The 22,696-nt window shown below is 70.3% G+C and carries 26 protein-coding genes and 1 pseudogene; 14 read left to right on the top strand and 13 right to left on the bottom strand.

Annotated elements, in window-relative coordinates:
• The first annotated feature begins 2 nt into the window (after positions 1-2).
• From HUT06_RS36480 to HUT06_RS36490, 3 genes are all read left to right on the top strand, one after another.
• The gene (locus HUT06_RS36480) at positions 3-527 is read left to right on the top strand and encodes a WHG domain-containing protein (RefSeq protein ID WP_217711602.1); all 525 of its coding nucleotides are present in this window, start codon (positions 3-5) and stop codon (positions 525-527) included.
• A gap of 8 nt (positions 528-535) precedes the next feature.
• Positions 536-1,153: a hypothetical protein gene (locus HUT06_RS36485; protein ID WP_217711603.1), complete on the top strand. Its 618-nt coding sequence runs from the start codon at positions 536-538 to the stop codon at positions 1,151-1,153.
• A gap of 98 nt (positions 1,154-1,251) precedes the next feature.
• Entirely contained in the window at positions 1,252-1,830 is a 579-nt protein-coding gene (locus tag HUT06_RS36490; protein ID WP_254715575.1) for an aminotransferase class IV, read from the top strand.
• 449 nt (positions 1,831-2,279) lie between these two features.
• Here the strand turns inward: HUT06_RS36490 and HUT06_RS36495 are convergent, their stop codons facing one another.
• Positions 2,280-2,780, bottom strand: coding sequence for a GNAT family N-acetyltransferase (locus HUT06_RS36495; RefSeq protein WP_176199878.1), 501 nt, complete (start codon positions 2,778-2,780; stop codon positions 2,280-2,282).
• A gap of 102 nt (positions 2,781-2,882) precedes the next feature.
• Between HUT06_RS36495 and HUT06_RS36500 the strand changes: the two genes are divergently transcribed.
• Complete coding sequence (locus tag HUT06_RS36500; RefSeq protein WP_176199879.1) at positions 2,883-3,446, top strand: hypothetical protein; 564 nt, start codon at positions 2,883-2,885, stop codon at positions 3,444-3,446.
• A gap of 98 nt (positions 3,447-3,544) precedes the next feature.
• Here the strand turns inward: HUT06_RS36500 and HUT06_RS36505 are convergent, their stop codons facing one another.
• The 8 genes and pseudogenes from HUT06_RS36505 to HUT06_RS36535 all read right to left on the bottom strand — a co-directional run bounded on the left by HUT06_RS36505 (position 3,545) and on the right by HUT06_RS36535 (position 6,751).
• On the bottom strand, positions 3,545-3,859 hold the full coding sequence (locus tag HUT06_RS36505) for a hypothetical protein (RefSeq protein ID WP_176199880.1): 315 nt from the start codon (positions 3,857-3,859) through the stop codon (positions 3,545-3,547).
• 11 nt (positions 3,860-3,870) lie between these two features.
• A pseudogene (locus tag HUT06_RS44940) lies at positions 3,871-4,090 on the bottom strand (hypothetical protein); the annotation flags it as partial.
• A gap of 264 nt (positions 4,091-4,354) precedes the next feature.
• Entirely contained in the window at positions 4,355-4,774 is a 420-nt protein-coding gene (locus HUT06_RS36510; protein ID WP_176199881.1) for a DUF2809 domain-containing protein, read from the bottom strand.
• A 65-nt stretch (positions 4,775-4,839) separates the two neighbouring features.
• Complete coding sequence (locus HUT06_RS36515; protein WP_176199882.1) at positions 4,840-5,031, bottom strand: DUF397 domain-containing protein; 192 nt, start codon at positions 5,029-5,031, stop codon at positions 4,840-4,842.
• A 30-nt stretch (positions 5,032-5,061) separates the two neighbouring features.
• Positions 5,062-5,256: a DUF397 domain-containing protein gene (locus HUT06_RS36520; RefSeq protein ID WP_368406999.1), complete on the bottom strand. Its 195-nt coding sequence runs from the start codon at positions 5,254-5,256 to the stop codon at positions 5,062-5,064.
• A 31-nt stretch (positions 5,257-5,287) separates the two neighbouring features.
• Positions 5,288-5,473 (bottom strand): DUF397 domain-containing protein, encoded by a 186-nt coding sequence (locus HUT06_RS36525; protein WP_176199884.1) that lies wholly within the window; start codon positions 5,471-5,473, stop codon positions 5,288-5,290.
• A 316-nt stretch (positions 5,474-5,789) separates the two neighbouring features.
• Positions 5,790-5,975, bottom strand: a complete 186-nt coding sequence (locus HUT06_RS36530) for a DUF397 domain-containing protein (RefSeq protein WP_176199885.1) — start codon at positions 5,973-5,975, stop codon at positions 5,790-5,792.
• Positions 5,966-6,751 (bottom strand): helix-turn-helix transcriptional regulator, encoded by a 786-nt coding sequence (locus HUT06_RS36535; protein WP_176199886.1) that lies wholly within the window; start codon positions 6,749-6,751, stop codon positions 5,966-5,968. The genes HUT06_RS36530 and HUT06_RS36535 overlap by 10 nt, the downstream gene beginning before the upstream one ends.
• Positions 6,752-6,968: 217 nt before the next feature.
• Here HUT06_RS36535 and HUT06_RS36540 point away from each other — a divergent pair, with 217 nt between their 5' ends.
• A complete protein-coding gene (locus HUT06_RS36540; RefSeq protein WP_176199887.1) occupies positions 6,969-7,355 on the top strand; it encodes an ATP-binding protein in 387 nt (128 codons plus the stop codon).
• On the top strand, positions 7,334-7,711 hold the full coding sequence (locus HUT06_RS36545) for a hypothetical protein (protein WP_176199888.1): 378 nt from the start codon (positions 7,334-7,336) through the stop codon (positions 7,709-7,711). The genes HUT06_RS36540 and HUT06_RS36545 overlap by 22 nt, the downstream gene beginning before the upstream one ends.
• Before the next feature lie 6 nt (positions 7,712-7,717).
• On the opposite strand, the gene HUT06_RS36550 is transcribed toward HUT06_RS36545, so the two are convergent.
• A complete protein-coding gene (locus tag HUT06_RS36550) occupies positions 7,718-8,020 on the bottom strand; it encodes a hypothetical protein (protein WP_176199889.1) in 303 nt (100 codons plus the stop codon).
• A gap of 11 nt (positions 8,021-8,031) precedes the next feature.
• On the bottom strand, positions 8,032-8,397 hold the full coding sequence (locus tag HUT06_RS36555; protein WP_176199890.1) for a hypothetical protein: 366 nt from the start codon (positions 8,395-8,397) through the stop codon (positions 8,032-8,034).
• Between the two features lie 132 nt (positions 8,398-8,529).
• On the opposite strand from HUT06_RS36555, the gene HUT06_RS36560 reads away from it, so the two are divergent.
• Positions 8,530-10,302, top strand: a complete 1,773-nt coding sequence (locus HUT06_RS36560) for a serine/threonine-protein kinase (protein WP_176199891.1) — start codon at positions 8,530-8,532, stop codon at positions 10,300-10,302.
• A gap of 301 nt (positions 10,303-10,603) precedes the next feature.
• Here the strand turns inward: HUT06_RS36560 and HUT06_RS36565 are convergent, their stop codons facing one another.
• On the bottom strand, positions 10,604-11,572 hold the full coding sequence (locus tag HUT06_RS36565) for a hypothetical protein (RefSeq protein ID WP_176199892.1): 969 nt from the start codon (positions 11,570-11,572) through the stop codon (positions 10,604-10,606).
• A gap of 1,442 nt (positions 11,573-13,014) precedes the next feature.
• The gene (galE, locus tag HUT06_RS36570) at positions 13,015-14,019 is read right to left on the bottom strand and encodes a UDP-glucose 4-epimerase GalE (protein WP_176199893.1); all 1,005 of its coding nucleotides are present in this window, start codon (positions 14,017-14,019) and stop codon (positions 13,015-13,017) included.
• A gap of 225 nt (positions 14,020-14,244) precedes the next feature.
• Between galE and HUT06_RS36575 the strand changes: the two genes are divergently transcribed.
• From HUT06_RS36575 to HUT06_RS36605, 7 genes are all read left to right on the top strand, one after another.
• Positions 14,245-14,898: a response regulator transcription factor gene (locus HUT06_RS36575; RefSeq protein ID WP_176199894.1), complete on the top strand. Its 654-nt coding sequence runs from the start codon at positions 14,245-14,247 to the stop codon at positions 14,896-14,898.
• A gap of 132 nt (positions 14,899-15,030) precedes the next feature.
• Positions 15,031-16,428, top strand: a complete 1,398-nt coding sequence (locus HUT06_RS36580) for a hypothetical protein (RefSeq protein WP_176199895.1) — start codon at positions 15,031-15,033, stop codon at positions 16,426-16,428.
• A 2-nt stretch (positions 16,429-16,430) separates the two neighbouring features.
• The gene (locus HUT06_RS36585) at positions 16,431-17,576 is read left to right on the top strand and encodes a DegT/DnrJ/EryC1/StrS aminotransferase family protein (RefSeq protein ID WP_176199896.1); all 1,146 of its coding nucleotides are present in this window, start codon (positions 16,431-16,433) and stop codon (positions 17,574-17,576) included.
• A gap of 2 nt (positions 17,577-17,578) precedes the next feature.
• Positions 17,579-18,763 (top strand): polysaccharide biosynthesis protein, encoded by a 1,185-nt coding sequence (locus HUT06_RS36590; protein WP_176199897.1) that lies wholly within the window; start codon positions 17,579-17,581, stop codon positions 18,761-18,763.
• 7 nt (positions 18,764-18,770) lie between these two features.
• Positions 18,771-20,006, top strand: coding sequence for a glycosyltransferase (locus tag HUT06_RS36595; protein ID WP_176199898.1), 1,236 nt, complete (start codon positions 18,771-18,773; stop codon positions 20,004-20,006).
• The gene (locus tag HUT06_RS36600) at positions 20,003-21,349 is read left to right on the top strand and encodes an O-antigen ligase (RefSeq protein ID WP_176199899.1); all 1,347 of its coding nucleotides are present in this window, start codon (positions 20,003-20,005) and stop codon (positions 21,347-21,349) included. Before HUT06_RS36595 ends, HUT06_RS36600 begins: the two co-directional genes overlap by 4 nt.
• Positions 21,346-22,695 carry a lipopolysaccharide biosynthesis protein gene (locus tag HUT06_RS36605; RefSeq protein ID WP_176199900.1) on the top strand — a complete coding sequence of 450 codons (1,350 nt, stop codon included), beginning with the start codon at positions 21,346-21,348 and terminating at the stop codon, positions 22,693-22,695. Before HUT06_RS36600 ends, HUT06_RS36605 begins: the two co-directional genes overlap by 4 nt.
• Position 22,696: the final 1 nt, after the last annotated feature.

Consider the following 22,696-nt stretch of genomic DNA (forward strand, 5'->3'; position numbering starts at 1 on the left):
TGGTGGACGTGGCCCTCGGTGTTGTCGACGAGCAAGGGAACGGAGCGCTCACCCTCGCCGCCGTGGCACAACGGGCGGGGGTGGCGACTCCGTCGCTGTACAAGCACATTGCCGGACTCGGTGAGTTGCGCACGCTCCTCGGCGTCCGGGTGCTGGAGGACATGACCGAACACTTCACCCGGTCTGTGCTGGGCCGGAGCGGCGACGACGCCGTCACCGCGCTCATGCACGCCTACCGCGCCTACGTGAAGGAACACCCCGCACGGTATGCCGCCGTGCCGCTCGACCCCCTGCACGATCCCGCGCTCGCGGAGGCCGGCGGCAAGTTGATCGAGGTCGCGCTCGGGGCCTTCCGCGCCTACGACCTCTCGCCATCGGACGCCATCCATGCCGTCCGCCGCCTGCGTGCCGTCGCGCACGGGTTCGCCTCGCTCGAGGCGGGCGGCGGATTCGGCCTGCCGGAAGACCTTGACCACACCTACGACCAGCTGATCGTCGCCGTCCTGCGCGGCCTGGCAGACAACTAGGAGAAACCGTGTCCAGATCCGCGTTGGCCGTTGCCGGCGTCCTCTTCCTGCTCTACCCCGTTTTCCGGCCATGGGCCGACGAGACCACCACTGCGGGCGCCCTCGAGGCGATGGGCTCCAGCGCCTGGGTCGTCTCGCACTTCTTCGCGATGGTGGGCTTGGTTCTGGTGCCGCTCGCTTTGCTCGGGCTCCGGCACATCGTCGGCATCCGGCCCGTGGCCGTCATGTGGGTCGGCGCGGGGCTCACCCTCCCCTATTACGGCGCCGAGGACTTCGGCCTGCACGCCGCCGCCACCGAGGGCACCAACCTGCTCGCGGTCGCCGATGCCGTCCGCTACAACCCGGTCGCGATCACGAGCTTCGCCGTCGGTCTGCTCACGCTCGCGGTCGGGGCGGTTCTCGTCGCGGTGGCGGTGTGGCGGTCCGCCGACGTCAACAAGTACGGCGCGTTGGCGTTCGCGGCCGGGTTCGTCCTGTTCCTCCCGCAATTCTTCACGCCGGGGCCGGTTCGCATCGCGCACGGGGTGCTGATGCTGGTCGGCCTGGTGTGGCTGGCGATCGCGGCCGCGCCGGTCAACCGGCCAGCCACGACAACGCAGAGGCTAAGCAGCCAGAGCACCACGTAGCGCCCGGTAGAACAGCGCGGCACCGCCGAGGCGGTGCCGCGCTGCCGTTCCAGACCACCGATCGGCACGAGGTTCTGCGGGGCACGCGGGTGTTGCCGGTGTCCACGGCCGCCTCCACCCAATCGGCCGAAGCCCGCACCCGCGCCAGGTTCTTGTGCACGGCGGCGAACATGCCCAGCACCTCGAACGGGTCCTCCCCCAGGCCGGATGCGCGCCGCCGCGAGACAGCATCGGCGCGATCTCCAGCGCGATGTCCCCAATCCGGAACAGCGCCCGGCTGGCCGGATCCTTGTGCGGGGCGCTCGCCAGCGACGGCACCCGTCCGGGACGGCTTCGACGACGCCGCATTCATCGACCGCCGGGGCCGGTTCAGCGAGGCGACGATCTGGAACCTGGCCTTCTGGGACGGCGACTCGGTCCTATGGCCCGATGCCGAAATGCTGACCGGAACGACGATGGGCATCGTCCGCCGCCAACTGACCCGCCTCGGCGTCCCCCAGCGCACGCAGGAAATCACCCCCGCCGACCTGCCGACTCTGGCAGGCGCCGTAGTCATGAACTCGTGGACACCAGGCATAGCGGTCCACCAGATCAACTCCGTTCCCGTACCCGAAGCACCGCGCTTCCTGCAACTACTTCACCAGGCATACGAGGCAGAACCCCTCACCACGCCCTGAAACCGTTGACGGCCGCGCACCAACAGGTTTCGATGACCTATGCACCCGCTGCCACGGTCAGGCACCCGGCATCGACAACACATAGGGGCGAATTCATGGAACCAGGGTCTAGTGGAGAAGCGGGCAGCGAACACGAAACCCACCCCGTGCTATGGACGCTACTGGGCGCAATCGCGGCCTTTTTCTCCACAGCCCCGTTCCTGTACTACCTCGCCCTCGGCCCGACAATCCTTGGCTGCCTCCTCGCAACATGGGTTTCCCTGAGCCTGAAGGGCCGCGCTAAAAGAACCGGCCGCCCACGCCTCCTCGACGGCCTATGGATATTCCTGGCCACCATCACACCCGCCGCCGTCGTATACCTCGGCCTGGTGGTCCCATCGGTAATCAGTTCGCTGAACAGGCAATAACCAGGCCACCAGCCGCAACGCGACCGGTCCGACATGCGTGAGCTACAGCTGGGCCACCAGGTCGAGCTGATACCAGGTGCCCGCCTTACCACCGAGGTCGGCCGGGACCGCTGGCCCCACCGGGACGAACCCGGCCTTGGCCAGCACCTTCTGGGACGCGACATTGTCATGGGAGGTCGCCGCCCGCAGTGTCCGCAGCCCGTGCCGCTCCGCCGCCAGCCCGCACAACTCCCGGACGGCCGCAGTCGCCACACCGCGTCCGGCAGCATCCTGCGCTACCCGGTAACCGAGTTCAGCGGTGCCGTCCTCGAAGCGATACAGGTTGAACCGGCCCAGAACCGAGCCGTCCTCGGAAACGAGCACGTAGAAGGCGCCATAGCCGGCGTCTTGCTCAGCCAACAAGGCACTGTGCTGCTCGGCGAACTGGTCGAAGAACGCGTCACCACGGTCGGTGATCGAGGCAGCGAAGTAGGCGCGGTTCTCCACCTCGAAGGCGAGGACCGCCGAGGCATGGTCAACATGCAGCCGCTGCAACTCGCCCACCCGCCCGACTGTACCCAGCCGAAACATTGAGGCCACCCGATTTTCAACCGGATCGATGGCCCATGATTGGCACTGGGACGATCGGATGTCGGAGGAGTGCCGTTGAGCAAGTCAGTGGCGGTGATCTTCGGTGACGCGATGTTCTGGGCTTATGACGTCGCACTCGGGGTTCTCTTCATCGAGGCGACGCGTGTCGGGGCGGATGCACCAACGGACGTCCGGCCCTCGTGGTGGCCGGAGTTGGAGCGGGATCTCCGCACACATGCAGTGGCGGGCAGCAGTTTCGCAGTCCTGTTGGACGACTTCGACGAGGACCGGCGACAGATGCTCCTGCACTGCGTTGTGGAGGCGGCACGTCGGCTCAAGGCCCGCGGCGGCGTGCACAAAGCCGAAGTCTCAACCTGGCCCGAGTTGGAGGAGAGCGCGGACAATTTCCTGCGCGGTGCAGAGCACATCAACCCAGCGCCGCTCGTTGACCTGGCAGAAGCTCTGGTCGCCCTGGCCGCCGGCACTCTCCCACCCGCCCCGCCTGGGCAAACCTGGTACTACGGAACCCCAGAAGGCCGGATCACACTACGCGCCCCACCAGAAGACGCCCAATCCGGCGAGCGACACAGCCACCGCCGACCGTCTGGCCCCAACACATCCACACGATCAGAGCGGTGACCGCCTAACGCTCCGGCCTCGACCAGACCGAGAACTCCAGGTGCGGCAGGAATACTAGGCCGTGTTTCAGAAGCCGTTCGGTGCGCCGGTGGGCTGCGCTATCGGTATCGGTGAGCCAGCCAGATGATGGTGTCTCTGGCGATCTTGTCCGGGTCGGTTTCGGTGGTCAGTTGGTGGTCGCTGCGGCGGGCATCTCGGTATTCGACTTCGTAGCCGCCTTCGTCCAGCCGGGAGATCGAGGCGTACCAGGCGGGGTCGTCTACGAGTGGTTCGATGGTGATGAAGGTGTTGTCGCTGAGGTTGAGGTCGCCGATCAGCATGAAGATCGCATCTTCGGACGGCTCGTCGATGAAGTCGCCGTTCTCGGTTTCGGCGCGGTGGGAGGCGTTCTCGACGGCAAAGCGGAGGGCCATGGCGAGTCCTGTCACCTGAGGTGCTTGATCGGCACGGTCAGCATGGCACAGGCCGGCCCTGGCCTCAGCCGCTCGCGGATCACAGCGCGCACACTGGCTTCGAAGCGGGCCGCCAACTTGTCGTATCGGGTGGCCACCGCTCGGTTCCGCTTGAGCCGGTCGATGCCGCATTCGACGGCGTGCCTTGCCTTGTAACTCAGTGTCGAACGCTGGAGGGCGTCCGCCCGCCGCTGGATGGATCTTGGTGGCCCACCCGCCACGGGACCGGCCGAGCACATGATCTACCGGCTCGGCACTGGTTCCGTCCGGCGGCTCCCGTGGAAGGTGCCCGTGGACGTCTGCCGCGGCCCGAATCGGTCGGCAGATAACGAGCCCACCAAAGTCACCACAGCTAGCAATCAGCTTCGGATCGCTTGGTCATTGCTGTTACGGCATGCAACGGCGCGGAATTTCAACGCTGCCTCAAGATGAGCGTTCTCCACGGCCGTTCCAGGATCATGATGTAAGAGCGTGTGCTGGGTCTGCTTGAGAACTTGTGCGGGCGCGGAGGAGCCAATGCGCGACGAGCAGTGGGACGACGCCGACCGGGTACCAGGCGACGTCGGTGAGGTCGAACTGGGCTCCTAGCAACTGGCGTGCGAACCAACTGCGTTCGGACACAGCCCCGGGTATGGGGGTGAGCTGCGAGAACTCGATGAACCAGCAGTATGCGACCACGATGCCACCAGCGGTCAGCGGCAGGATCGACGGCCTGACGAAGATCACTATCGTGTAGACGATGGCGGCGGACAAGGCGGCGCCGGAGTACTGCTCGATGGGCCCGTCCATCACGGCCCGGATCAGGTAGGCCGCGCCTGCAAGGCCGACCGCCGATACAACCATCAGCAGCCGAGTCCAGCGCGCTGTCAGCGACATCGCGCAATCATAACGCCGACGCAGAGCACATCAACGCGCCTCAGGTAGAACTGCCCCTGATGCACTCAAGCTTTCTTGAGAGCCTCGGCAAGGTCACGAAAGTCACCACGGCCGATGATCAGCTCCGGCCCACCAGGGTCCTTGCTGTCACGAATCGCCACGGCGTCCGACAACTCGGCAACCTCGATGCAGTTAGAGCCATCTTCCTTACTTCGAGAAGCTCGGCGCCACGCCGTCCCGACCGAAGACGTCCTCATGACTCTTCTCCGTTGCAGAGATGGCCAGGCTTACGATCTCTTGAGCACCTCAGTAAGGCCCCGGAAGTCGTCACGACTCATGGCGATCTTGGGCCCGCTCGGATCCTTGCCGTCTCGGACGACTACACAGCCCCAGGTGGATGGTACCTCGATGCACTGGTCCCCGTCATCGTGACTGCGGGATGCCTTGCGCCATACCGCTGCACTCGAGGGCATATTCCTCATTGATTGCTCTCCAGTAGAGAGACAGCCGGGCTCACAAGCTCTTGATCGCCTCAGCAAGCTCCCGGAATTCGCTGTGACTCAGAAGAATCTTGAGACCGCTCGGGTCTTTGCTGTCCCGAATGAAAACCACATCCGGGATCGATGCGACCTCGACGCACGCATCACCCTCTTCATGACTTCTCGCGACTTTGCGCCAGATCACCTTTCTTAACACCATCCCCCCTACACCACTTCCCAAATATGAGCGCGAGCCTTCACGTTGGGCACTTCACATTCAACGCAGACATAACCGCCCCACAGCCAGCGCTGGACCTACAAACCCTTGATCGTCTCAGCCAGACGTCGAAAGTTGCTGCGACCTACAAGGATTCTGGGGCAATTCGGGTCCCTGCCATAACGTAACATCACTCCCTGCCAGGTCCTGCGCCTTTGACACGGTTATCGCCTTCGGCCGTGCTTTGGGACGCCTTGCGCCACGCAGCTCCGGCCGAACATGTCCTCATGGACTTTTTCCATTGCAGAGACGGCCCGGCTTACGACCTCTTGAGCGCCTCAGCAAGCCCTCGGAAGTCGCCACGACTTACCACGATCTTAGGGCCGGCAGTGTCTCTGCTGTCGCGGATTGCAACCATGTCCCCCTTGGCCGCCACCTCGATACAAGCATCCCCAGACTCGTTGCTGCGAGAAGCCTTCTTCCATACAGCCGCACTCAGGTCCATCTTTCTGAAATCACCTTTCTGATCAGGGCTCTCGTGTCCGATGCGTTCAGCGCTTCAGCTTGGAGCGTGGCCATGGTTTCGTTCACCAGAGCTATTTCAGCGGGGGAGGTAGAGGTTTCGCCTCCGTACGCTTTCGCCGTGTAGACGACTTGCCGCTGGTCCGGCAGGGTGGCGATCACGAAGGTGGCCCAGACGTTCCGAATATATTTGATCGGCGTGACTTGTATATTGACCTTTTCTCGACAAGACAACTCGATAAGGTGTTCAAGTTGCCTCCTCATCACCTCCTTACCGCCAACCTCACGAGAGAGAACGCTCTCGTCCATAACGACTGTCACCGCAGGGGCAGGGTTTCGGTCAAGTATCTCTTGGCGGCGCATCCTGTTCTTTACGGCATCTTCATCGTTCAGCAGGGCTCGCGCATAATCCTCTATCTGGAACAGACCGTGGACGACCCTCTCTTCGTAGGCGCGGATCATGCTTGCCGACTGCTCGGCCTTGGGGAAGTTGGCGAAGAACTCGGGGTACTTGTCGGACTTGATCGATTCTAGTAGCTCGTCCCATGCCTCGACGAGGACCGTGCCGGACTTGAGTGCGCGGTCGAGGCGCAGAGCCGTCTCTCGACGGCAGCGCGTCCGGCCGGACTCGATCTGCGTGATGTAACTGCGCGTCACATTCACCAGGTCAGCGAGACGCTGCTGATTGAGCCCTGCGGCCTTGCGAAGACGCCGCACTTCGGCACCGAAGCTCTGGAACTCGGGCTTAATTCTCTGCATCGATACGCCCCTTAGGCCCACTGGCACCATAGCGGCACCACATGTGAGTGTTTTGGTACTGCTCGGCTGCTGCCTAGGAATCGTACGCCGCTCCATGGCTGGATGGTGATTGTTCGATTACACGGGGTGATTGCTGTGGGTTCTTCCGGTTTGGTGGATTGGCCCGCTCGCGATCAGCCTTCGTCCAGGCTGGAGGGGATTACCGATGCCAGCGGTCATGCTTGTGCCAGAGACGCCGCCGCTCGTTCTGGAGCCTTGTGACGAGGCGCCCGCGAAAGCACGGCGCTACCTCACCGACCGGTTCCACGACCTGGGGCACGCCGACGACTTCGTCGGGCGGCTCGTGGTTACCGAGCTGGTTACCAACAGCTACAAGCACGTCGGGACCGGGCACATCGTCGTGCGGGTCTTCGCGGACGTGCGCGAGCCGCTCACCGTCATCGAAGTCTGGGACGAAAGCAGGTCCCTCCCGGTCGTCCAGGGCGAGGACCACTACTCCGAGTGCGGGCGCGGTCTGCTGCTGATGGCCGAACTCGTCCACGACTGGGGCGTCCGGCCGCTCAACGAGGAAGGCAAGGTCGTATGGGCCCGCTGCGCCCGCTGAACACCCCGGCGGGCCGCCACCTGCTGCGGTGGCGGACCCGCCTCGGACGCTCCACCGCCATCCGCAACCTCGACCTGCTCGCCGTCACCCTCCAGGCCAGGAGCTACCGCTTCGTCAAGCTCTACCAGGCCGACGAATTCCCCGGCCGTCCACCGGTGCTGTGGGTCTTCGCGTTCAGCCCGGACCACCATGTCCGTGTGGCGGTGACCGTCCACGCCATGCCTGGCGGTGCCAGGGCCTATCACGAGGCCGGACGCGGGGGGCGCGGCTACCTCTCGCCCTGCGGTGACACCAAGCGCGCCGCCGATCAGGTCGATGGGCTGCTCAAGCACCGCATGTTCCCGTCCACCTGGTGACTGCTGTCAGGGGGTGGGTGTTGTTCTGCGCAGGCGGTTCGTGGCGAGGAGCAGAAGGGTCCAGCCGGCTGCTTCGCACAACAACTGGAGGATCGTGTGGATGCTGAAGGCCGCGAACGATCTCCCCGTCCCTTGCAGGACGTTCAGGATCAAAGTCGTCAGGGAGCCGGTGAGAGTTCCGGCGGCGAGGACGACGAACCCGGCGCCGGACATCCTGCCCTCGCCCCGGCCGACTGTGAGCAGCACGATCCCGCCCGCGAGGATCGCGATGCCGCAGAGGACGCCCACGACGGTGTCGGCCAGGAGCATGAGACCCTCCATCACCGTGCTCCCGTCAGGTCGGCGGCGTGGGGTACCGGGTGGGGACGGCGGAGCCATCCGAGGAAGCCGGCGAAGATCAGTCCGAGGGCGGCGACCCTCGTCAGAGTGCTGAGGACGTCCACCGCGCCGCTCACCGCGATCGCCGTTGACGAGTCGGCCGCGTCGAGGGTCAGCCATCCGGCTATGGGCGCGCAGACCGAGAGGGCCCCCGCCGCGATCTTGCAGGCGAAACCGCACGCCAGCAGGGCCCCGGCGCGCGGAGCGGTGCGGCGCAGTTTCAGCGCCACCACCAGGCCCGCCACTGCCAGTACGCAGTGGACGAGTATCCAGACGAGTCCCACTGCCCCAAGGAACGCCGGTTCCACGATCGCCTCCTGTTCCCCGCTCGGTTCCGGAACGTGCTCGGACCCCTATGACGATCATGAGGCGGGCGGGGTTCGGACGGCGGTTCCGTCCCTGGGGTTCGCCGGAAGTGCGGCACTATGCTGATCGTTCTCATGAGTAACGCCATCGCGCTGAGCGGCATGGAGCTGGGCGGCCGGTACCTGCTGGAGAGGCTCATCGGCCGGGGCGGCATGGGCGAGGTCTGGCAGGGGACCGACCGGCGTCTGCGGCGCCCAGTGGCGGTGAAGGTCCTCTCCCCGGACGCGGCGGCGGGCGACACCGCGGTGGCGCGGCTGCGCCGCGAGGCGGAGGCGGCGGGCACACTGCAGCATCCGGCCATCACCGTCGTGTTCGACGTCGGCGAGGAACCGCTCCCGGACGTCCCCGGCGGTCGCCTGGTCTACCTGGTGATGGAGCTCCTGGACGGGCGGGACCTGCGCACGATCCTCGGCGTCGCGCCCGGCGGACTGCCCGTCCCGCAGGCGGTTTCGCTGGCCGCGCAGGTCGCCGAAGGGCTCGCCGCCGCGCACGCGCGCGGGGTGGTGCACCGCGACGTCAAGCCCGCCAACCTGTTCGTGCTGCCCGACGGACGGGTCAAGATCTGCGACTTCGGCATCGCCCGGCTCGTCGACGGCACCCGGCTGACCATCGACGGCAGCACGATCGGGACGCCCCACTACATGGCGCCCGAGCAGTTCGCCGGTGAGGCCGACTCCCGCGCCGACCTGTACTCGCTGGGCTGCGTCCTGTACGAGCTCCTGACCGGCGCCCCGCCGTTCAGCGCCGAGGGCGGCATGGCCAGGCTGATGTACCAGCACCTGAACACGGCGCCCGCGCCCCTGCCCGATTCGGTGCCCGCCGACCTGCGCGCCCTGGTCGCCGAACTGCTCGCCAAGGACGCGGCGGACCGTCCGTCCGACGCCGCGACCGTGGTCCGGCGGTTGGGCGCCGGCGGTGACCGGACGGTGGGTCCGCCGCTCATCGCGCCATCCACCGCACCGCAGCTGAACTCATCGCTGCGATCGAACTCGCCGCAGCAGGACCCGGTGGCGCGGCAGAGTTCGGCGGCGGGGTGGCAGGGGTCGGGTGTGGCGGGTGGTGTGGTTACTCAGGTTGATGTTCGTGGCGGGGGGCGGGGTCTGAAGGTCGCGGTCGCCGCCGGGGGCGCCGTGCTGGTGGCGGTGGCGGGGGTCGTGTTCGCCCTCTTGGTGAGCGGCGGGCCCGACGGGAACCCCGGGAAGTCCGCATTGCCTCCCGCTGTGGAGAACCGCGCCGCGACCGTGCCGACCGTCGACGGCTGGCATGTGATCACCTCCGCCGAGCGCGGGGTGGCCTACGACGTGCCTCCGACCTGGACGCCGGGGGCCGCGGGCTACGAGATGGCGTACTTCGACGACGCGACGGACAAGCCGATCATCGGAGCGGCGAGCGTCGCCTTCATCCGGCAGGAGACCGGGGACGGGAACGGCTGCTACCTCGCCCTCGCCGGTGTCCGCGGCGGCAGGGGCGGGATCGTCGACGCCGCGCCGGGGCAGGCCGGGGCGCTGGCACAGGAGGCGGGCAGGCAGGCGCGCCAGTGGGCCGTGGGCGCGTTCAGCGTGCGAGGCGCGCCGCCGGTGCTGGACGCGGGGACGTCCCGCACACTGACTCTGACCGGCGGCGTCCGGGCTCAGGTCCATTCGTTCACGGTCCGGTCGGTGGCCGGCGCCGACTCGTGCAACGCGACCAGGAGCGGGGCGCGCGTGCATGTCCTGACGGCCGCCTCGCGGGTTCCGGGGCGCGACGGCGGGCCGTTCGCGTTCTCCGTCCTCACCGGGCCGGACATCCGGTTCGCCGAGCCGGACGTGGTCGAGAAGATCCTGCGGAGCGTCCGCTCGACGCGGTGAGGCGGCGACCGCCGGGGCGCGGGTACAGCCCGTCCGGGCTTCCGGCGGAAGGGTGGAAGGCCGGACGGGCTGATCTTCGGACGTGCCGCCCATGACGGGCGGCGCGCCGCGATCAGATTAGGCCACGTCGTGGAGGAGGGTTTCGGGGGGCCTGTGCCGGACGTGGCGCGACGAAAGTCATGCCCCGCTGACGTCCATCAGCGGGGCATGACCTTGGCTCTGGTGTTCGTCGCCGCCGCGACGCCGTCGAGATGGGCCGATCAGGCGGCTCCGCGGCCTCAGGAAGGCCTCGTGGAACGGGTTACGGCTGGACCGGCGGCGCGGCCTGGTCCTGCGGGGCCGCCGGCTGTGCGGCCGCGTCCTGCGGTGCCGCCTGGTCCTGCGGGACCGTCGGCTGTGCGGCCTGGTTCTGCTCCGGGGCCTGCGGGGCCTCCGGGGCGGCGTTCTGCTGCTCCGGCTTGGCCTGCTCCAGCGGCGCGGCCTCAGCCTGCTCGGCGGCCTCCGGCTTCGCTGCCTCCGGCTTGGCGGCCTCCGCCTGCTCCGGAGCCTCCGCCTGCGCGGCCTCCGGCTTCGCGGCCTCCGCCTGCTCCGGAGCCTCCGCCTGCGCGGCCTCCGGCTTCGCGGCCTCCGCCTGCTCCGGAGCCTCCGCCTGCGCGGCCTCCGGCTTCGCGGCCTCCGCCTGCTCCGGAGCCTCCGCCTGCGCGGCCTCCGGCTTCGCGGCCTCGCCCTGCTCCGGAGCCTCCGCCTGCGCAGCCTCCGGCTTGGCGGCCTCGCCCTGCTCCGGAGCCTCCGCCTGCGCAGCCTCCGGCTTGGCGGCCTCGCCCTGCTCCGGAGCCTCCGCCTGCGCAGCCTCCGGCTTGGCGGCCTCGCCCTGCTCCGGAGCCTCCGCCTGCGCGGCCTCGGGCTTGGCGGTGGCCTCCAGCGCGTCGGCCTTCCCGGCGTCCGCGCCCTCCACCTTCACGGCGTCCTGCTCCGGGCCCTCGACCTCGATGACCACGGGGCCGGTCTTCTTCCCGTGGACCTTCGGCTTGATGTCGCCGGTCTTGACGGGCTTGTTCCCGTTCTTCGGCGAGGCGTGCGGGGACTTCTCGATCTCGGCGTAGTTCAGGTCGCCGGGACCGTTCTCCACGATGTAGCGCGGCTTGATGTAGATGTGGACCACCTGCGGCTGCGGCGACGGCCCGGTCTCCGCCGAAGCCGCGGGAACGGCCAGCAGGCTGCCCCCGACGGCCAGCGCGACGACTGTCGCCGCACGAGCTATGCGTTTCATTCCATTTCCCCCTTTTTTGTGCACGTGGTTCGCGCACCGCGAACGCTTGTTGATCATAACAAGGCGATTACGCGGAACTGAATACGGGCGGCCGGTAATTCTCGGCCACTCGTCACCCGCAAAACCGACTTTCCGTCAGTTTGCAGATCGGCCGTTATGACGGACTTTCATGTCACCGGGCCCGATGTCGGACGGCGGGACGCCGCGCGGGGCCCGTGTTTCCGGCGGGGTCCAGGTCGTCCGGCGCGGCAGAGGACGGGCCCCTGCGCGGGCCGCTCCGCGGTGGCCTCGCCGATGCGCGCGGGCGTGTGAGACGAGTGCTCCGGTCTCGCGCCGACACCCCGTGGCCGTGCCATGCACTCGGTCTCACGAGTGCTGCCTGCGGCTTGACTCTGCGCAGGTCAACGCCCTGCGAGGGCCTGACCGCGGCCTGCGTCGGCGTTCCAAGGCAGCCGAGGAGGTCCGCCGGTCGCGCGGGCGGGGCCCGGCCGGGGACGGTGCCGAACACCCCCGTCCACACGGTGAGGAGACCTCCCCAGGGGATCACCACCGTGTAGCCGGCGGCGACCTTGAACTCGGTGCCCAGGCTCCAGGACCGCCGGGTCACCGGCGCCCCGGCATGCCCCTGGACGCGTCCCCCGGTCAGCGATATGGGCCTGGACTTGAATCGGGTACGGAAGTTGCCCGTCTTGGCGTCCATGTAGCCCCGCACCACGCCATTCCGGGAGAGCGTGAGGCCGAAATCGGGCGGTCTGAGGACGTGCAGCCTGCCGCTCATGGAGGCCCGCGCCTCGAATGTGAGTCCTGCGTCGGGTCGCCCCACTGCCGAGCCCACCGAAAAGGAGCCGCCCACACCGGCTCCGCCTTCAAAGGTGAAAGCCAGGCCGTCTCGCGTGAATGAACTCGCCACGCCGCCGCCAAGGCCGCGGTAAAGGCTGACCTTGAGAACGAAGCCGTCCCCGTCCAGGGGTATGGAAAAGGCGTGGTGCCGGGCGTCGTCCCGGTCGTCGGCGTCCCGGCCCGCCTGCGTTGCCGGCCGCCTGCCGGCGAACGGAGCCCGCTCCGGCCCGGGGCCGTCCGTCATCCAGGCGCAGGACGAGTCGGCGTCGCAGCCGCAGGCGCCGCCGGGCCCCGCTCGCGCCCCTAGGACGATCGCCATCGCCGCGGCCGCCAGGACCACCGCGGACACCGTGACGATCCGGACATGCCCGCTCCGCCATGCCTGCTCCATGATTCCTCAGCCCACACCTGATTCACCCGCACAGAACAGAAGCATCATAACGGTGTGTAGGCAAATGAATACATAAAGTGACTATCGCCATCTTTAAGCAGCCATGGCGGCGTCCACCGGGACATACCGGCGGGCGCCGCCATGGCCGCCGGTCCCGCCGGCCGGACCCTCCGGCGGAAGGAGGAGGGCCCGGGGCCGGCGGGGCGGCGGGTCAGGCCACGTCGAGGTCGCGGCGGCGTTCGGCCCACTGGAGGGAGTGCCGGATGGCGTCCTCGATGGTGTAGTCGGGCTTCCAGGAGAGGACGTCCCACGCCTTGGCCGGGTTGACATAGGCGCCGACGACGTCGCCGGGGCGGGCCGGGGCGTCCTCGGCGGCGAAGCCGTCGCCGACGACCTCGCGGAAGGCGGCGACCAGTTCGCGGACGGTGGTGCCGTCGCCCGTGCCGAGGTTGATCACCTCGTAGCGGGCGTGGTCGCCGACCGGCGGGATGATCGCGTCGAAGCGGGTGGCGGCCTCGTAGAAGGCGCGGGCGATGTCCCAGACGTGGATGTAGTCGCGGATCGCGGTGCCGTCCCGGGTCTCCCAGTCCACCCCGGTGATCTTGAACGGGACGCCCTGCGCGTAGCACTCGATCATCTTGCCGAGGGCGTGCGTCGGCTTGCTGTTCTGCAGGCCGGTGCGCAGCCGCGGGTCGGCGCCGATCGGGTTGAGGTAGCGCAGCGAGATGACGCGGAAGTCGTAGGCCTTGCAGAAGTCCTGCAGGAGGAGCTCCGCCATCATCTTCGAGCGGGTGTAGGGGTTCTGCGGGTCGAGGAACGAGGTCTCGGTGACCGACAGGTCGGGTTCGGGACGGTACATCCCGGCGGTGGACGCGAAGATCATCCGGTCCCGGCCGTTGCGCACCAGGTGGCCGGCGAGGTCGAGGGTCTTGGACAGGTTGACCCGGTAGTAGCGCAGCGGGTCGGCCATCGAGTCGGGCACCACGATCAGCGCGGCGCAGTGGACGGTCGCGATGATGTCGGGGTGGTCGCGGAAGATCCGGTCGACCAGGTCCCCGTCACCGATGTCGCCCTGGTAGAAGATCTTCCCGGCGGTGAACTCCGAGCGGCCCGTGACCAGGCTGTCGAGCACCACGGGCGTGATGCCGCGCTCGGCGAAGGCGGAGGCGATCGTGCTGCCGATGAACCCGGCTCCCCCAGTGATCAGCACTTTCATGTGGCTTCCCCTGCGGCCAGTGCGTCCCCTGAAATGACACGCACAGGATCCGCAGGCGGTCGCGGACGGTCAATGTCCCGCACGCGAGGTGACCGGGTCCGGACGCGGGTGAACCGGGCGGCCCGCCGTCGCGTCCGCGCGCGGTCCCTCCGCCCCGCGTCCCGCCCGCCGCGAGTACAGCGTTTGCAGGATCCGCCGGGCGCGCGCAGCGGTCATCGTCGGTGGATGGAACCGATCCGCGTCCTCATCGTGGACGATCACGCGCTGTTCGCCGAGGCCCTCGCGGCCCGGCTGGGGCGCGAACCCGACCTGGTGATCCTGCCGATCGCCGACGACGTGCGGCGCGCGCTCGCGCTGACCGCCACCGAGCGCCCCCGGGTGCTCGTCCTCGACCTGATGCTCGGCCACGAGAGCGGGCTGGACGTGCTGGACCGGCTCCGCGCGGACCACCCGGACGTGCGGGTCGTCGTGCTGACCGCGGTGAGCGACCTGGACGCGATGGTGCGGGCCGTCCGGCTCGGCGCGGTGGGGTGGCTGGAGAAGACCGAGAGCGCCGAGCTGGTCGCGCGGGTGATCCGGTCGGCGGCGCGGCGCGGCGGGTGGATCCCGCCGGACCTGCTCGGCGACCTGCTGCGCACGCTCGTCCGGGACGGCGGGGAGCCGGGCGGGGAGCCGCTGGCGGAGCTGACGCCGCGGGAGCGCGAGGTCCTGCAGTGCATGGTGGACGGGCTCGGCCGCGGCGAGATCGCCGATCGGCTCGGGCTGTCGGCCAACACCGTCCGGACGCACACGCAGAACCTGCTGGCGAAGCTCGGGCTGCACTCGGCGCTGGAGGCGATCACGCTGGCGATGCGGGCCGGCATGCGCCCCGGCGGCTGACCCGCGCCGCGCCCCCGCCGGCCCGCCCCGCGCCCCACTGGTGCAAAAGGCGTAGTTCAGGGTCGTCTTTTGCGCGATTGCCCCGACCTGCCCCCTTCCTACGCTCGCCGTGACGAGCCGGAGGGGAAGATCGTGGAGATCGATGAGGTCGCGGCGCGGGTCATGCGCAGCTACTGGGCGCTGCTGCTGGTCATGACGGTCGTCCCGCTGGTGCTGGTGGGCGTGGTGATGAGCGGGCAGGAGCCGCCGTCGGTCGCGAAGTCGCGGCTGCAGGCGAGCAGCCGCGCCACCGACGCGGCGCCCGGCGACGCGGGCGTGTCGATCGTGGTCAGCCAGGTGAAGGCGTTCGCGACCACGGAGAACCTGCTGAGCGAGGTGCTGCGCAGCCAGCGGGTGGACCGGTCGACCGCGAAGACCGCCAAGGCGATCGAGGTCACCGGGCTCGGCACGTCCACGATCGTCGAGCTGTCCGTCAAGGACCAGGACCCGGACGTGGCGCGGCGGCTGGCGGACGCGATCGGCGCCGCCGTCGTCAAGGAGATCAACGACTCCAACCAGGGCTCGATCCAGCGCCAGATGGACGAGATCGACAAGCGCGTCCGGGAGCTGGAGCGGCGGCTCGGGCCGCTGTCGCGGCGGGCGAACGCGCAGCCGAACCCCGACATCGACGCGATGAACGAGCGGGAGCGGGTGCAGGCGGAGCTGACCAACCTGCGCGCGAACCGCTCGGACCTGCAGACGCAGCTGTCGACGGCGGGCACGGCGTCGGTCGTGCAGCCGGCGGTGCTGGCGCCGCGCACGAACCCGGTGGTCATGATGGCGTCGATCGCGGGCCTGGTCGGGCTGATCGGCGGGATCCTGATCGCGGTGGTGACGGAGATGGCCCGTCCCACCGTCCCGGGGCAGCGGCGGGTGGCGCGGCGGCTCGGGGTGCCGCTGCTCGGGTGGGCCGACCGGGGGCCGGGCTCGCTCGCCGACCTCGGCCGGCGGATCCGGCTGGCGGCGCGCAAGGAGGGGGTCGGGCGGGTCGCCCTGGTCGGCGCGTCCGGCCCCCTGCCTGCGGACCTGGTATCGGCCGTCGCGTCCGCCGTGTACGGGGACGACACGAAGCTCGTCACGGCCCGCGCCGAGGACGACGGCGACGACGAACCCGGCGGCAAAGGCGGCAGCGGCGGCAGCGGCGGCAGCGGCGGCGAGCCGTCGTCCAACAGCAGCGGGCCGGGCGGCGGCAAGAGCACGTCGGTGGTCCGCGCCGGCGGGGGCACCGCGGTCATGGCGAAGAAGTCCGCGCAGGTGTCCCCTTCGGAGATCACGCAGCCGGTCCCGGTGCGCCGGCTCTGTCATGTGCACGCGTTCGAGGACATCGACCCGGGGTCGGACGAGGAGGTCGGCGTGGTCGTGCTGGTCGGCCCGGTGACGCGGGTGGCGGGCCTGGAGACGGTCCGCGACCTGGTCGCCGCGTCCGGCTGGCCGCTGCTCGGCGTCGTCGGCGCGACCCGGAAGATCCCGTCCCGCAGGAGCAGGGGGTAACCATGAGTTCGTCCGTCCCGTTCACGATCCCGTCGGTGTCCGGCGAGGTGTCCGACGCGGTCGTCAAGGTGCTCGACTCGGGCTGGATCACCACGGGCCCGCAGACGGCCGCGTTCGAGCAGGAGTTCGCCGACCACCTCGGCGCCGCGCACGTCGTCGCGGTGGCCTCCTGCACGACCGCGCTGGAGCTGTGCCTGCGCGCGCTCGACCTGCCGCCGGGCTCGGCGGTGCTGACGCCGAGCCTGACGTTCTGCGGCGCGATCAACGCGATCCTGCACGCGGGGCACCGGCCGGTGCTGGTCGACATCGACGAGGACACGCTGGTCCCGAGCGCGGAGACGGTCGCGGCGGCGGCCCGGCGCTGCGACCCGGCGGCGATGATCGTCCAGAACCAGGGCGGGTACCCGGTGGACGTGCCGGCGCTCGCGGCGGCGGCCGGGCTCGACCGGACGCGGGTGGTCGAGGACGCCGCGCACGGGCCGGGCGCGGCGCGCGGCGGGAGGCCGGTCGGGGCGGACTCGTTCGCGGCGTGCTTCTCCTTCTACGCGACGAAGAACATGCCGATCGGCGAGGGCGGCGCGGTGGCGTCCAGCGACCAGGAGTTCGCCGACCGGGTCCGCGCGATGCGGATGCACGGGATGAGCAAGGACTCCTGGAAGCGGTACCTGCCGGGCGGCAGCTGGCGCTACGACGTGAAGACGGTCGGGCTGAAGGCCAACATGACCGACGTCCAGGCGGCGATCGGGCGGGCGCAGCTCGCGGCGCTGCCGGCCTGGCAGGAGCGGCGCGCCGAGATCGTCGCCCGCTACGACGCGGCGCTGCGGGACCTGCCGGGGCTCGTCCTCCCGCAGCGGAACCTGGACGGGGTCCAGCACGCGTGGCACCTCTACCAGGTCCGCGTGCGGGACCGGGACGCGATCAGCGCCGAGCTGGAGGCGGCGGGCGTCGCGACGTCCGTCCACTTCATCCCGGCGAACCAGATGACGGCCTACCTGGAGATCCTCGGCGCCGAGGAGTGCGCGCAGGTGCCGGTGACCGACCGGGTCGGCGAGGAGCTGCTGTCGCTGCCGCTGTATCCGGGGCTGACCGGCGACGGCCTGGAACGCGTCGTCACCGCGCTCACCGAGGCACTGCGGACCCGGAGCTGACCGTGCGGAGGTTCCTGCCGCGCCGCGGCCCGCAGGCCCCCGCGCCGGCCCCGGCCAGCCCGCTCGCCCTGCTGATGGGGCGGGACGAGGTGGCCATGGCGCCGCATCGCGGGCGGCGGCTGGTCCGCGGCCGGCGGGTGCTGGTCACCGGGGCGTGCGGGACGGTCGGCCGGGCGCTGTGCCACCAGGTCGGGCTGCTCGAACCGGCCGCGCTGTGCCTGCTCGACCGCGACGGCGGCGGCCTCGCCGACGTCGGGAGGGACCTCGCCCGGCACGGCGTGGAGGGCGTCACGCTCGCCGAGGCCGACGTGCGGGACGCCGACCGGGTCGGCGAGGTCGTCGCGGCGGCCCGCCCCGACCTGGTGTTCCACACCGCGGGCCGCAACGAGCTGGCCGACCTCGAACGGGACCCGTGCCGGGGCGCCGCGCACAACGTCCTCGGCACCCGGCACGTGATCGACGCGGCGGTGCGGCACGGCGCGGAGCGGCTGGTGTTCGTCTCGTCCGACAAGGCCGCCGACCCGACCTCGGTGCTCGGCGCGACGATGCGGCTCGGCGAGCTGCTGCTGCGGACGGCGACGCCCGGCCCGACGTGCTTCGCCGCCGTCCGCGTCGGCAACGTGATCGGCGGCGCGGGCCGGCTGCTGACCGTGCTCGCGCACCGCATCTCCTCCGGCGAGGTCGTCACGATCGGCCACCCGGAGGTGGCGCGGCACTTCATGACCGTGGAGGAGGCGGCGGGGCTGCTGATCGAGGCGGCGGCGATGGCGGAGGAGGCGGAGACGTTCGTCCTCGACATGGGCCGCCCCGTCCCGGTGGTGGAGCTCGTGCACCGGTACGCCGAGCAGCTGCGGCTGCCGGAGGTGACGATCCGCTTCAGCGGGCTCGGGCCGGGCGAGAAGCTCGCGGAGAAGGCGTTCGCCGACTCCGAGCGCCGGATCCGCACCGCGCACCCGAAGATCTGGGCGACCCGTCCCGCGGCGCCGCCCGCCGGGCTCCCGCAGCTGCTGGACGAGCTGGAGGCGGCGGCCGGCGCCGGCGACTGCGACGCGGTCCGGCTGCTGCTGCGCCGGCTGCTCCCCGAGTACCACCCGGTCCGGCGGGCGGAGCCGTCCGGCGACCCGCCGCCGCCCGGACCGAACTGCCTCTGCGGCGCGGGGTGCGACCCCGCCCCGCCCGGCCTGTGAGGTGCGCATGACCAGCACGAGGAAGCCCAGCACGAACAAGCTCAGAGTCGCCACGGTGATCACCCGCTTCAACGGCGGGGCCGGGCAGGTCGCGCTGAACGGCGCGCTCGCCCTCCCGGACGGCGGCTACGAGCGCGCGATCGTCACCGGCGGCGTCGGCATGGACAGCACGGCAGCGTCCACGGGAAACAGCGTCCTCTACGGGGACGACGCCGTCGCGAACGCCGCCGCCGGTGACCTCACTCCCGCGGCGCACGCGGCCGGGATGGAGATCGTCCAGGTGGGGCCGCTGGTGCCGCAGATCTCGCCGCGCGACGACCTGGCCGCGCTGCGCACGCTGACCCGGGTGCTGGCGGAGGGGCGGTACGACGTCGTCCACACGCACAGCGCGAAGGGCGGCGTGATCGGCCGGGTGGCGGCGGCCCGCGCCGGGGTCCCGCGCATCGTGCACACCTGGCACGGGTTCCCGTTCAACGAGTTCCAGTCGTGGGCACGGCGACGCGTATATATAGGTCTCGAGCGGATCGCCGCCAAGCGCACCGACGCGTTCCTCGCGATCGGGTCGGAGACGGTGACGACGGCGCTGCGGCTCGGGCTGACGACACCGGAGCGGGTGCGGCTGTCGTGGCCGGCGGTGGACGTGGACGCCTACGCCGCCGCGCCCGGCTCCCGCGCGCAGGCCCGCCGCCGCCTCGACCTGCCGCTCGGCGTGAAGGTCGTCGGGTCCGTCGGGCGGCTGACGTACCAGAAGGGCCCGGAGGTCTTCGCGAAGGCGATCGCGCGGCTGCCGGACGACGTGTTCGGGCTGTGGGTCGGCGGCGGGCCGATGGCCGAGGAGCTGGCGAGGCTGACGGCCAAGCTCGGCATCGCCGAGCGGATGCGCTGGCTCGGGCACCGCGACGACGTCGCCGGCGTGCTGCCCGCGTTCGACGTGATGGCGATGGCGAGCCGCTGGGAGGGGCTCCCGTGCGTGCTGGTCGAGGCGATCGCGGCGGGGATCCCGCTGGTCGCGACGGCCGTCCCGTCCAACCAGGACCTGGTGCTCGCCGGTGAGACCGGGATGCTCGTGCGCCCCGAGGACCCGGAGGGCCTCGCGTCGGCGGTGGCGGCGCTGCTGGACGACCCGTCCGCCGCCGCGCGGATGGCCGAGCGCGCCCGCGCCCGCGTCGGCGCGTGGTTCTCGCCGGAGCACCTCGGGACCGTCCTCGACGAGACCTACCGAGGGAACTCCGCGCGCCCATGACCGCGACCATCGAGGCACCGCCCGCCGCACCGACCGCGACCGCGGCCGCGCCGCTGAAGCGCGGCACGCGGCTGACGGCCGTGACGCTCGTCGCGGGCATCGCCTCACTGCCGATGCTGATGCCGGCCGGCCTGCCGCCGGGGCCGGGCAACACGGGACTGCCCGACCTCGCGCTCGTCGCCGTCACCGGGACCCTGCTGCTGTGGGCGGGCACCCGGAAACTGCCGGTCTACTGGCCGTTCCTCATCCCCACCCTGCTGACGATCATCGCGGGCGGCATCGCCGCGATCGTCAACGACGCGGGCGCGCTGACGCTCGTCAAGGACCTGTTCGTGCTGCTGTGGGCGGTCGCGATCGCGAACTTCGGCCGCGACACGTCCCTCATGAGGCTCGCCCTCCGCGCCTTCGTCTGGATCGGGACGTGCTACGCCATCGTGATGATCGTCGGCTTCGTGCTGGGGATCGAGGCGCTGTCGGGCAAGCAGGTCGACGGTGAGCGCGCGATGTTCACCTTCGGCGACGCCAACTACGCGTCCAACTGGTTCATCTGCGTCTTCTTCATCGCCCGCGCGAGCCGCTTCCCCGAGACGGCCTGGAAGCGGTGGACGGTCTGCGGCGCCCTGCTCACCGCCGAGATCCTGACCGGCTCCAACGGCGGGCTGCTCGCGCTGACCATCGCGATCCTGCTCGGCTACCTGTTCCGGCTGTTCCGCGAGGGCAAGGCGCACCACGCCATCGCGGTCGGCGCGCTCGCCGTGGTCGTCGGCGGCGGCGCCGCCACGGTCGTGTCGGCGGTGAACGTCCAGCCGCTCCTGGACCAGGCGAGCCAGGCGTCCCCGATCCTGCGCGACTCCATCGGCCGGACGACCGGGGAGAGCACCAACTCGCGCAGCACCGTCCTCGCCACCACCCTCCAAATGATCGACGCCCAGCCGCACCCGTGGGGCATCGGACCCGGCCAGACCGAGAAGCAGATGCTGGTGCGGCAGGAGACGTACGTGCGGGAGGCGCACAACGACTACGTCGCCGCCGTCCTGGAGCGCGGCTTCCTCGGCGGGATCGCGCTCATCACGCTGGTGTTCGTCCTGCTGCTGAAGTGCGTGCGGATCGCCCGCCGGGACGCGCTGACCGGCGAGTACGCGCGACTCGTCCCCCGCCCCGAACTGTTCGGCGCGCTGATCGCCGTCTTCCTCATCTCCGGACTCTTCTACGAGACCCTCCACTACCGCCACGGCTGGGCGATCTTCGGCCTCATCGCCGCGCTTGATCTGTACCGCCCAGGGGGGCGACCCCCTGGAACCCCCGCCAACCGCCGGCTGGACGAAACCCAGGAGGGGCCATGACCGACACCCAGTCTCGGGCCGTCGCCGCGCCCGCCGCGGAGGCCGGACGGCTGCGGGGGCGGTTGCTGGCGCTCGTCGCGGGGAACATGGCGGGGCGGATCGGGGCGCTCGGGTCGCTCGGCATCGCGACGATCCTCGTCGCGCGGGTCGGCGGGCCGAAGCTCGTCGGCGCGTTCACGCTCGTCCGGATCCTGCCGGGGCTGCTGTGCCAGCTGTCCAGCGCGGGCCTGCCCGGCGCCGCGCCGTTCTTCCTCGCCCGCGGCGACTACGACCAGCGCCGGGTGCGGCCCACCCTCGCCTGGCTGACCGTCATCGGCGCGACCATCTCTGGAATCGGGTGGTTGGCCCTCAGCCCCCTGTTCTACCTGGTGTTCTTCAAGTCGTTCGGGATGTGGATCGCGGTCGCCGCCGCCGCGCCGTCCTTCACGCAGGGCTTCGTGTCGGTCGGCAAGGGCCTGCTCCAGGGGACGGACGACCAGCACGGCGCGAGCCTCGCCATCGCCGTCGAGGAGTTCGTGTTCCTGCCCATCTACCTGGTGATCCTGACCGGCTGGTACGGGCCCGGCGCGCTGATCACCGGGCTGGTGCTCGCCGACGTCGCCGCCGCCGCGTGGATCGCCCGGCGGCTCGCCCGGCGCGGCTTCTTCCGGGGCTGGGGGCGCGCCGACCGGCGGCTCGGCCGCTCCATCGCCGGGTACGGGTTCCGCGGCTACCTCGGCCAGCTCATCGACCTGCTGCAGCTGCGCTTCGACATGGCGCTGCTCGGCGCGCTCGCCGGGCCGAAGGTGCTCGGCGTGTACACGGTCGCGAGCAAGTTCGCCGAGCTGGTGCAGCTGCCGGGGCTCGCGGTCAACTACGTCCTGTACCCCGACTTCGCCAAGGAGGACCGGGAGACGGCGACGAAGCGGACGTCCCGCCTGATCCTGCCCGCACTGGCGGTGTCGGCGCTCGCCGCGCTGCCGCTCGCGCTGATCGCCGGGACCGCGCTGCCCTGGGTGTTCGGGGACGTGTTCGACGACGCGGTCGTGCCCACCTACATCCGGCTCGCCGGCGTCGTCACGTTCGGCGTGACCGGGCTAATCATGGCCTATCTGTACGGGGTGGGACGGCCCGGCGCCGCGTCCACCGGGCAGGGCATCGGGCTGCTGGTGGTCGTCGTCCTCGGCGCCGTCCTGATCCCGACGCACGGCGCGATCGGCGCGGCCGTCGCCACGTCCGTGTCGTTCGTCGCCACCACGGCCGCGCTGCTGGTCTGGTTCCAGCGCGTCAAGAAGCCCGCACCCGAGGATCCCGCACACGAGGACCCCGCGCCCTCTCGACCCTCCGTATCCGAGACCAAGGGGTGAT

Source organism: Actinomadura sp. NAK00032 (assembly GCF_013364275.1).
In the GTDB taxonomy this organism is placed as follows: domain Bacteria; phylum Actinomycetota; class Actinomycetes; order Streptosporangiales; family Streptosporangiaceae; genus Spirillospora.

Excerpts from the sequence above, each read along its gene's own strand:
- HUT06_RS36505 (WP_176199880.1), bottom strand. The coding sequence starts at position 3,859 with ATGGCCCTCCGCTTTGCCGTCGAGAACGCCTCCCACCGCGCCGAAACC.
- HUT06_RS36510 (WP_176199881.1), bottom strand. The coding sequence starts at position 4,774 with ATGTCGCTGACAGCGCGCTGGACTCGGCTGCTGATGGTTGTATCGGCG.
- HUT06_RS36515 (WP_176199882.1), bottom strand. The coding sequence starts at position 5,031 with ATGAGGACGTCTTCGGTCGGGACGGCGTGGCGCCGAGCTTCTCGAAGT.
- HUT06_RS36520 (WP_368406999.1), bottom strand. The coding sequence starts at position 5,256 with ATGAGGAATATGCCCTCGAGTGCAGCGGTATGGCGCAAGGCATCCCGC.
- HUT06_RS36525 (WP_176199884.1), bottom strand. The coding sequence starts at position 5,473 with ATGGTGTTAAGAAAGGTGATCTGGCGCAAAGTCGCGAGAAGTCATGAA.
- HUT06_RS36530 (WP_176199885.1), bottom strand. The coding sequence starts at position 5,975 with ATGGACCTGAGTGCGGCTGTATGGAAGAAGGCTTCTCGCAGCAACGAG.
- HUT06_RS36535 (WP_176199886.1), bottom strand. The coding sequence starts at position 6,751 with ATGCAGAGAATTAAGCCCGAGTTCCAGAGCTTCGGTGCCGAAGTGCGG.
- HUT06_RS36540 (WP_176199887.1), top strand. The coding sequence starts at position 6,969 with ATGCTTGTGCCAGAGACGCCGCCGCTCGTTCTGGAGCCTTGTGACGAG.
- HUT06_RS36545 (WP_176199888.1), top strand. The coding sequence starts at position 7,334 with ATGGGCCCGCTGCGCCCGCTGAACACCCCGGCGGGCCGCCACCTGCTG.
- HUT06_RS36550 (WP_176199889.1), bottom strand. The coding sequence starts at position 8,020 with ATGCTCCTGGCCGACACCGTCGTGGGCGTCCTCTGCGGCATCGCGATC.
- HUT06_RS36560 (WP_176199891.1), top strand. The coding sequence starts at position 8,530 with ATGAGTAACGCCATCGCGCTGAGCGGCATGGAGCTGGGCGGCCGGTAC.
- HUT06_RS36565 (WP_176199892.1), bottom strand. The coding sequence starts at position 11,572 with ATGAAACGCATAGCTCGTGCGGCGACAGTCGTCGCGCTGGCCGTCGGG.
- galE (WP_176199893.1), bottom strand. The coding sequence starts at position 14,019 with ATGAAAGTGCTGATCACTGGGGGAGCCGGGTTCATCGGCAGCACGATC.
- HUT06_RS36575 (WP_176199894.1), top strand. The coding sequence starts at position 14,245 with ATGGAACCGATCCGCGTCCTCATCGTGGACGATCACGCGCTGTTCGCC.
- HUT06_RS36585 (WP_176199896.1), top strand. The coding sequence starts at position 16,431 with ATGAGTTCGTCCGTCCCGTTCACGATCCCGTCGGTGTCCGGCGAGGTG.
- HUT06_RS36595 (WP_176199898.1), top strand. The coding sequence starts at position 18,771 with ATGACCAGCACGAGGAAGCCCAGCACGAACAAGCTCAGAGTCGCCACG.
- HUT06_RS36600 (WP_176199899.1), top strand. The coding sequence starts at position 20,003 with ATGACCGCGACCATCGAGGCACCGCCCGCCGCACCGACCGCGACCGCG.
- HUT06_RS36605 (WP_176199900.1), top strand. The coding sequence starts at position 21,346 with ATGACCGACACCCAGTCTCGGGCCGTCGCCGCGCCCGCCGCGGAGGCC.